The 9,235-nt window shown below is 36.3% G+C and carries 7 protein-coding genes; all 7 read left to right on the top strand.

The window, feature by feature from the left end; translation table 11 throughout:
* Nucleotides 1-320 precede the first annotated feature (320 nt).
* The 7 genes from aspS to ACW2QF_RS04575 all read left to right on the top strand — a co-directional run bounded on the left by aspS (nucleotide 321) and on the right by ACW2QF_RS04575 (nucleotide 9,168).
* Nucleotides 321-1,691, top strand: a complete 1,371-nt coding sequence (gene aspS / locus ACW2QF_RS04605) for an aspartate--tRNA(Asn) ligase (RefSeq protein ID WP_455714823.1) — start codon at nucleotides 321-323, stop codon at nucleotides 1,689-1,691.
* A 546-nt stretch (nucleotides 1,692-2,237) separates the two neighbouring features.
* Nucleotides 2,238-2,537 (top strand): Asp-tRNA(Asn)/Glu-tRNA(Gln) amidotransferase subunit GatC, encoded by a 300-nt coding sequence (gene gatC / locus ACW2QF_RS04600; RefSeq protein WP_455714822.1) that lies wholly within the window; start codon nucleotides 2,238-2,240, stop codon nucleotides 2,535-2,537.
* 17 nt (nucleotides 2,538-2,554) lie between these two features.
* Nucleotides 2,555-4,015: an Asp-tRNA(Asn)/Glu-tRNA(Gln) amidotransferase subunit GatA gene (gene gatA / locus ACW2QF_RS04595; RefSeq protein WP_455714821.1), complete on the top strand. Its 1,461-nt coding sequence runs from the start codon at nucleotides 2,555-2,557 to the stop codon at nucleotides 4,013-4,015.
* Nucleotides 4,016-4,548: 533 nt separating this feature from the next.
* Entirely contained in the window at nucleotides 4,549-5,982 is a 1,434-nt protein-coding gene (gatB, locus tag ACW2QF_RS04590) for an Asp-tRNA(Asn)/Glu-tRNA(Gln) amidotransferase subunit GatB (RefSeq protein ID WP_455714820.1), read from the top strand.
* Nucleotides 5,983-6,168: 186 nt separating this feature from the next.
* Complete coding sequence (locus ACW2QF_RS04585) at nucleotides 6,169-6,522, top strand: PilZ domain-containing protein (RefSeq protein ID WP_455714819.1); 354 nt, start codon at nucleotides 6,169-6,171, stop codon at nucleotides 6,520-6,522.
* Nucleotides 6,515-7,099, top strand: coding sequence for an HD domain-containing protein (locus tag ACW2QF_RS04580; protein WP_455714818.1), 585 nt, complete (start codon nucleotides 6,515-6,517; stop codon nucleotides 7,097-7,099). Before ACW2QF_RS04585 ends, ACW2QF_RS04580 begins: the two co-directional genes overlap by 8 nt.
* A gap of 29 nt (nucleotides 7,100-7,128) precedes the next feature.
* Nucleotides 7,129-9,168: an aminopeptidase gene (locus ACW2QF_RS04575; protein WP_455714817.1), complete on the top strand. Its 2,040-nt coding sequence runs from the start codon at nucleotides 7,129-7,131 to the stop codon at nucleotides 9,166-9,168.
* Nucleotides 9,169-9,235 lie beyond the last annotated feature (67 nt).

Here is a 9,235-nt window from a genome sequence, read left to right as displayed (position 1 = left end):
TTGCACGCGTTAAGTGTTTAAGCGGAGAAATTACACATTTCTCAATGCGGGTGGTACCGCGGGAGAATAGCTTATCCCGTCCCGGAATATTTTCGATTCCAGGGACTTTTTTTGTACCCATTTTTAGTAGATAAATGAATAACTTTATATTCTAAAGTAGATTTTGTAATAATTATTTCGAATAATGTGGGTAAAGTCCAAGTTGGAAAAGAATATGCTAGGATCGCTTTGGTGTAGGATTTTTATGTGCTACATTTCAGATTCTAGTCAAAAAGCTTAGATATTACATCAATATGACTAATATTTAAGGAGGGATTTCTATGGAATTTATTTCAGGAATCAAAGAAAAGGAAACAGTAAGCATTTGTGACATCATCTACGGTGATGGTGCAGGCGGTAACAAAGAAGCAGGTATTGCAATGGAAGGTAAGACAGTTCGATTAAATGGAGCTGTGCATACCATTCGAGATATGGGTGAGTTTGCATTCGTTGTATTACGCAAGCAAGAAGGTGTAGTACAGTGTGTATTCACAGAAGACAATCTATCATTTGATCTTAAGACATTAAAAGAAGGAGCAACAATTGAAGTCCAAGGTGTTGTAGCGAAAGAAGACAGAGCACCTAACGGATTTGAGATTCGTTTGACAGATATCAAAGTATTGTCAATGCCATCGTATGATACGATGTTACCAATCCCAATTAGTAAATGGAAGTTAAAGACTTCGCTTGAAACCAAATTGTCGTTGCGACCAATTTCCCTTCGTAACATTCGAGAAAGAGCAATCTTTAAGATTCAAGAAGGTATCGTTCGTGGTTTTCGTGACTTTATGTTTGCACAAAAGTTCACAGAAGTTCGTACACCTAAAATAGTTGCTGGTAATGCAGAAGGTGGTGCTAACGTGTTCAAGCTAGAGTATTTCGGTAAGAAAGCATTCTTAGCACAAAGCCCACAGTTCTACAAACAAACAATGGTAGGTGTTTATGATAGAGTATTTGAAGTAGCTCCAGTTTTTCGTGCGGAGAAACATAATACAACAAGACATTTGAATGAATACACAAGTATGGATTTCGAAATGGGATATATCGATGGATTCGAAGATATCATGGAGATGGAACAATCCATGCTTGATTACACATTCAAATTCCTTGAGAAAGAATACAGCAAAGAGTTACAAATCTTAGGTGTTAAATTACCAGATGCTTCAAAGATTCCTACGGTTCGTTTCGATGAAGCAAAACAATTAGTATCAGAAAAGTATGATCGTAAAATTAAAAACCCATATGATTTAGAGCCAGAAGAAGAAATCTTAATTGGCAAATATTTTAGCGAAGAGTACGGCAGTGATTTAGTATTCGTTACGCATTACCCTTCTAAGAAAAGACCATTCTACGCAATGGAGGATCCAACCGATCCAAAATTCACATTAAGCTTTGACTTACTATTCAAAGGTATGGAAATCACAACAGGTGGTCAAAGAATTCATAACTATGAAGAGCAGGTAGCAAAGATGGTGGCTCGTGGTATGGATCCAGAGGATTTTACACACTATCTAATGATTCACAAATATGGTATGCCACCTCATGGCGGACTTGGTATTGGATTAGAGCGTTTGACTATGCGTCTTCTTGACGAACAAAATGTAAGAGAGACTACTTTATTCCCTCGCGATGTTTCTCGGTTAGAGCCTTAGGGTTTCATTTCCGTTGTAAAAAGGACGCAAAACTCTTTAGGGGGTTCGAAAGCTTCTTAGTTGCCGTACCATAACACGAAACACGCTGCACACCTTAGGACTTCTAGGTGTGTACGGGGTGTTTGGATAATGGATACGGAAACGCCTTCGATTTGCCATCCTGGCGAACTCAGGCTGGCTCGGCTTCCTTGCCTCGCCTTCCTAGGTTGGTGAGTACACACCAAGAAGTACTAGAGGTGTTACGCTATCGTTTCTTAGTTATGGTACGGCAGCTAAGAAGCGTTGGGAAAGTAGTGAGAGTTTTGCTGGGTATACAAACGATAGAAGCAATCTTAGGGTGTATGATACGTTTTGAAATTGGTGTTATAGTAAATGGGTTTATATATTGAAATAACAAGTTTGAAATATAAATCTAAACTAGTTATAGATAACAGGTACAAGAATTATAAGAAAAGGTTGAAAGAACAAAAATATTATGAAAGGAGCCATGCGTTGCTTTCTTTCAACTTATATAAGGGCAGTAGCACAAGCAAATGTGTGATAGGCATGGATATAGATATGAAGATTACAGATGAAACGATTACCTATGTTGCGGCGTTAGCGAAGTTGGATCTTTCTGCTGATGAGAAAGATCGTGCCAAGACAGATTTAGAGAATATAATCAGTTATATGGATACAATGAATGAGATCGATACAAGTAATGTGGAACCAATGTCACATGCATTTCCTATGAAGAATGTTTTCAGAGAAGATATTGTAACTAACGGGGATGATCGTGATAATTTATTAAGCAATGCACCAGTTAAGAAGGACAGTTGCTTTATCGTTCCTAAGACGGTGGAATAGAAAGGGAGGCATAGATTATGGCAGATATTAAATTACAAGATGCAACTCCTATGACAGCCCTTGAATTAACTACTAGAATTAAAGCTGGTGAGGTTTCTGTTGAAGAAGTTGTTAAAAAGCAATTAGAGATTATTAAGAGTGAAGATGAGAAATACAATTGTTACATTACGGTTTGGGAAGAAGCAGCTATAGCTCGTGCAAAAGAAGTGCAGAATTTACTTGATGAAGGTAAATTAGCAGATTCCCCACTTGCAGGTGTTCCAATTGCCATCAAAGACAATATCTGTACGAAAGGTGAATTGACAACATGTGGATCTAAGATGTTATCAAATTTCAAACCACCATATAATGCAGAAGTTATCGAACGATTAGAAGCAGCAGGCGCTGTTATCATCGGTAAAGTAAATATGGATGAGTTCGCAATGGGAAGTACAACCGAGACTTCTTACTACGGACCAACGAAAAATCCTAGAGGAGTAGAGTATGTACCAGGAGGTTCTAGTGGTGGTGCAGCTGCTGCCGTAGCTGCTAGAGAAGCAGTGGTAGCACTTGGTTCCGATACAGGTGGTTCCATTCGTCAACCAAGTTCATTCTGTGGTGTTACTGGTATTAAACCAACATACGGTACAGTTTCTCGATATGGTTTGGTAGCATATGCTTCATCCCTAGATCAGATTGGACCAATTGCAAACAACGTTGCAGATTGTGCAAGCGTACTTGAAGTAATAGCAGGACATGACGCAAAAGATTCCACATCAGTTCCTACTGATAGTTACCAATATACCAAAGCATTAGTAGACGATGTGAAAGGTAAGAAAATCGGTATTCCAAGAGGCTATATCGGCAAAGGACTTGATAAAGAAGTGAAGGCTTCTATCTTAGCAGCTGCAAAAGTATTAGAAGAAAAAGGTGCAATAGTAGAAGAATTTGACCTTGATATTGTAGACTTAGCAATTCCAGCATACTATGTATTAGCATCTGCAGAAGCAAGTTCAAACTTATCCCGTTATGATGGTGTAAAATATGGATATCGTACAGAGAATTTTGAAGGACTGGGGGATTTATATAAGAAGACACGTAGCGAAGGATTTGGACAAGAAGTAAAACGAAGAATGATGATTGGTGCATTCGTTCTAAGCTCTGGTTATTATGATGCGTACTACAACAAAGCATTACGTGTGAAAGCACTCATTAAAGAAGGATTTGATAAAGCATTCGAAAAGTATGATGTAATACTTGGACCAACCGCTCCAACAACAGCTTTAAAAATCGGAGAGAACTTATCAGACCCTCTTAAGATGTACCTAGGAGATATCTACACAGTATCCGTAAACCTAGCAGGCCTACCAGCCATCAGTTTACCATGCGGAGAAGATTCCAATGGAATGCCAATCGGTTTGCAATTAATCGGAAAACCATTCGGAGAATCAGATATTATCCAAGTAGCATATAGCTATGAACAAGCACGTGATAAATAAAGATATATATATCTATTAAATACCAGATATGATAGATATCAATGATAGACTCATTAGAGATAGTTGAAATAGAGATAGTTGAATAAATGAAAGTTGAAATTGGTAGATAGATATTAATACTGTAGATATGAATGGATATGGTTCTAATGATTATTCAATATAGTCATTCAATATAGTTATTCAACTATCTACCTACCCATTTGAAGAGAGCAGCGAAACTCGTCGATACCGTTGACATATGCTCAAAAGCGTACACACAATCTGTAAGAAATGATAGCGTATTAGCTGTAGTACTTATTGGTGTGTGCTCCAAAAAACTAGGAAGGCGAGGCACGATGCCGAGCCAGCCTGAGCTGAGGCAGGATGCCGAATCGAAGGCGTGTCCGCATATTGAAACAAATATCCGCACACACCTAGAAGTACTAAGCTAAGAAGCGTATTTCGTCAGATTGTGTGTACGATTTTGAGCCTTCTCAAAGCCTCCACCGAGTTTCGCGTCCCCTTTATAATAAGAGTAGAAAGGAAGGAACCACATGAAATCATATGAAACCGTTATAGGTCTTGAAGTCCATGTAGAGTTGGCCACAAAGACAAAAATCTTCTGTGGATGTACAACAGAGTTTGGTGGCGCACCTAATACACACTGTTGTCCAGTATGTACAGGTATGCCTGGTACACTCCCAGTTTTGAATAAACAAGTAGTAGAATACGCGATAGCAGCAGGACTTGCAACCAATTGTACTATAACACAAAAATGTAAGTTTGACCGTAAGAATTATTTCTATCCTGACTTACCAAAAGCATATCAGGTATCTCAATTATATCTTCCAATTTGTAGAGATGGTGGAATCGAGATAGAGGTAGGCGGCGTTAAGAAAACAATAGGAATCCATGAGATTCATATGGAAGAAGATGCAGGTAAGTTAGTACATGATGAGTGGGACGATTGTACACTAGTTGACTATAACCGTTGTGGCGTGCCACTAATCGAAATCGTAAGTGAACCAGATATGCGTTCAGCAGACGAAGTAATCGCATATCTTGAAAAGTTAAAATTAATCTTACAATACCTTGGAGTATCCGATTGTAAGATGCAAGAAGGATCCCTTCGTGCCGACATTAACTTATCTGTACGTGAAGTAGGTGCACCTGAGTTCGGAACAAGAACAGAGATGAAGAACATGAACTCATTTAAAGCAATTGCAAGAGCAATTGAAGGAGAGAGAAAACGTCAAATCGAAGTGATTGAATATGGTAAAAAGGTAATCCAAGAAACAAGAAGATGGGATGATAATAAGGATACCAGTTTTGCCATGCGTTCCAAAGAAGATGCACAAGATTATCGTTATTTCCCAGAACCAGACCTTGTACCGATTGAAATCAGTGATGAATGGTTAGAGAGGGTTAAGAAACAACAACCAGAGCTTAGAGATGAGAAGATGACTCGTTATGAAACTGAGTATGATATTCCAGAATACGATGCTTCTTTAATTACAAGTTCGAAAAAACTTGCGGATATCTTCGAAGCAACTGTTGCAATCTGTAATAAACCAAAAGAAGTATCAAACTGGTTAATGGTTGAGACAATGCGTCTTTTGAAAGAACACGAGATGGAACCAGAGAATATTGTATTCACTCCAGAAAACCTAGCAAAATTAATTGGTCTAATTGATGCAGGATCTATTAACCGTACCGTTGCAAAAGAAGTATTTGAAGTGGTATTTGCTGAGAATGTTAACCCAGAAAGTTACGTTAAGGAAAAAGGCTTACTAATTGTTAATGATGAGGGTGAACTTCGTAAAACCATAGAAGAAATTGTTGCAGCGAATCCACAATCGGTTGAAGATTATCATAATGGTAAGACAAAAGCCATGGGATTCTTGGTTGGCCAGACAATGAAAGCTATGAAGGGTAAGGCTGATCCAGGAATGATAAATAAAATTGTACTAGAGTTATTACAAAAGTAAATAAAAAGCTTAAAAATAATCCCAAGAAGTTGAATGTCTATGACGTAGATTAATAATATGCATAGATATACCTTCTTGGGATTATTGTATGTATTACTTTTCACTTCCTGCACTTGAATATATTGGAAGAAACGAGTATAATACGAGTATTATAGTTCGGTTAAAATACTACTTGAAAGGGGTATTGTGTTGCTAGAAAAGAGGAAAAGTAAAAGAATACCTGTTCATCTCAAATTAGAGATATCTTCTTTGTTTAATCAGGATAATGAAATGGTCACAATCGCAAATACAGAAATCGAGGTGATCAATATATCAAGAACGGGAATAGGCTTTATTTCAGAAAGTATGTTACCAACGGGGTTTTATTTTAATGCATGTATGGAATTTGGTAGTGAGGATTCGAAATTATACTGTGTAGTTAAGATTTTACGTTCGGAAAATGCTAGTAATTATACTTTTTATGGATGTGAATTTGTCGGTATGGCTCCTGTATTCTCATATATATTTGATCAATTAGAGGAGGAGTATTCGTGTGAATAGACTACAACAACAGATGAACTTTATAATGGAAGTTGATAAGCTAAAAGAGATTACAAGACAGACCTATATATCTAATGGAAAACGTTTTGAGAATGACGCAGAACATTCCTATAGCTTAGCTCTAATGGTAGCATTATTAAGTGAACACGCAAATGAAAAGATTGATGTAGCAAAAACTATGCTAATGGTTTTAGTACATGATATTGTAGAAATTGATGCTGGAGATACATATGCATACGATGATGCTGGTAACTTAACGAAGAGAGAGCGTGAAGTGGCAGCAGCTGATAGAATTTTTAATCTACTTCCAGAGGATCAGGCAATCTATTTACGTTCCTTATGGGAAGAGTTTGAAGAGGGACAAACACCAGAAGCAAAATTTGCCTTAACAGTAGATAAGGTTCAGCCATTAACTTTGAATGATCACACAGAAGGTAGAGCATGGAGAGAGCATGAAGTAAAACTGGATAAAGTTATGAAAAGAAATGAACATACAGCAGATGGTTCTCAAGTTTTGTGGGAGTTTGCAAAATGTATCATTGATAAAAATGTTGAAAATGGTAATATTAAAAACTAAGTTTTGCAGTAATAAAAAAGGAGTAAGAAATGGATTACAGAGTAAAGTTAAAAGAAGAAAATGAATTAATACGAGAACGATTTGATTTAGCAGTAGAAAGAATTAGTCAAATCCCATCTGAAAATACAGTAAAAGAACCATATCTGGATTACTTTCATAAAGTAGCAACCTACATTATTAAGATGAAAGATATCTTTTTATCTATAGAAGATGGTAGTTATGGAGAGAAATCCCTTTCGGATTTACAAGCAATAAATCATGATTTATATGAAGATATTCTTGAAGAAAATTATGAAACAAGTTATGCAAATCCAGAATATGCAGTTAAGATGCTGGGTGAGAATTATGGTAAGGTTTTAACTTGTCTATATGCTAGATTACGCGCTTGTTTAGCAGGTGCTTTTGAATATCGTTTATTCGATATGACAATTAATATGGAGTTGTTTATTGAAATCTACAATCTTTTTGAAGAGGAAGATGAAACAACATATAAAGAAGTGAAATCAGCACTATATTATACAGCAACTGATTACAGTGAGGAAGTGTGCTATTACCGTACGAGAGAATTGTTAGATCCTGAGCTATCATTCATAACAGATATTATAATGGATTCCGATTTAACAGATTTACGTTACCTATACCAATATGGTGAACGTATTACGGAAAATGAAATCAAGACAGCAGAATATATGAATAGTTTAAGCCAAGATAAGATAGATGCAATGGCTTTCACATATACGGAAGGATACCGAATTGGTTTTATCTATGCAAACATTGATCTTTCCAAGAAGGGAATTGTTAATGTTCGCTATGAAATCGGTTTTGAGCGTATGGTACGTGCAGCAATCAAACAATTTGAGAAGTTAGGATTAAAACCTACCATCAGAAGAAGTGGTGCTAATAAGTTCAATAAACAATATGATTATGACCATCGCTTTGATTATGGATTATACTTTGATAAAGCTTATGTAGAAAAGAGACTAGCTCATCTTAGAAAAGGTTATGAAGCATTCAAAAAAGAAGCATCATTATTTGCTGGACCAGCCGTAATCGAAACATTTGGTGAGAGGCCATTTACACCAGTAAGTAAATCAGAAAGCAACAAATTAAGTGAAAAACAACAAAAGCTTGATGTTGAGTTTAGCCGCGATTCACGCTTATTAATGAATGAATATATTAAAGGAGATGAACGTAGTTTCACAATTATTGCATATCCAGTGCCTGAAATCGGTGAGAAGTTTGAAGAAATCTTTGAAGAAACAGTCAAAGTGAATACACTTGACTATCACTTATATCAGAATATTCAGCAGACGTTAATTGATACCTTAGATCAAGGAGAATACGTTCATATTCTTGGTACAGGAGTAAATAAAACAGATCTTAAAGTACAATTACATGAAATTACAGATCCAACAAAACAAACAGGTTTTGAAAACTGTCTAGCAGATGTTAATATTCCTGTAGGCGAAGTATTCACATCACCAAAACTTACTGGAACAGATGGTGTTTTGCATGTAAGTGAAGTGTATTTACGCGAATACAAATACATCGATTTAGCATTAACATTAAAAGACGGTAAGATTGTTGATTATACATGTAAGAATTTTGATAACGAAGAAGAGAATAAGAAATTCATTAAAGAGAATCTTTTGTATAACCATGATACTCTACCAATGGGTGAATTCGCAATTGGTACGAATACAACTGCCTATGTAATGGGAAGAAAGTATAATATCCAAGACAAATTACCAATTCTTATTGCTGAGAAAACAGGACCTCATTTTGCCATGGGTGATACTTGCTTTAGCATGAGTGAGGAAGTTGTTACTCGTAATCCTGATGGTAAAGAGATGATTGCTAAAGATAATGAATGCTCGATTTTACGTAAAACAGATATTACAAAGGCATATTTTAGTTGCCATACTGATATAACAATTCCTTATGATGAATTAGGAGAAATTGCAGTATATAAAAAAGATGGAGATAAGATTGTAATAATCGAAAACGGAAGATTCGTATTAGCTGGTACAGAAGAATTGAATAAACCTCTTGATGAGATGAATATTTAGAACGAAGCAACTTTTCTATGCTGTATGCCATATGTGAACATATATAGAATCACATATAGCACACAGC

This window comes from Anaerosporobacter sp. (assembly GCF_965301125.1).
The sequence above is the reverse complement of the archived record's forward strand: the minus strand, read 5'-3'. Positions and strand labels throughout refer to the sequence as shown.

Excerpts from the sequence above, each read along its gene's own strand:
- ACW2QF_RS04575 (WP_455714817.1), top strand. The coding sequence starts at position 7,129 with ATGGATTACAGAGTAAAGTTAAAAGAAGAAAATGAATTAATACGAGAA.
- gatB (WP_455714820.1), top strand. The coding sequence starts at position 4,549 with ATGAAATCATATGAAACCGTTATAGGTCTTGAAGTCCATGTAGAGTTG.
- gatC (WP_455714822.1), top strand. The coding sequence starts at position 2,238 with ATGGATATAGATATGAAGATTACAGATGAAACGATTACCTATGTTGCG.
- aspS (WP_455714823.1), top strand. The coding sequence starts at position 321 with ATGGAATTTATTTCAGGAATCAAAGAAAAGGAAACAGTAAGCATTTGT.
- gatA (WP_455714821.1), top strand. The coding sequence starts at position 2,555 with ATGGCAGATATTAAATTACAAGATGCAACTCCTATGACAGCCCTTGAA.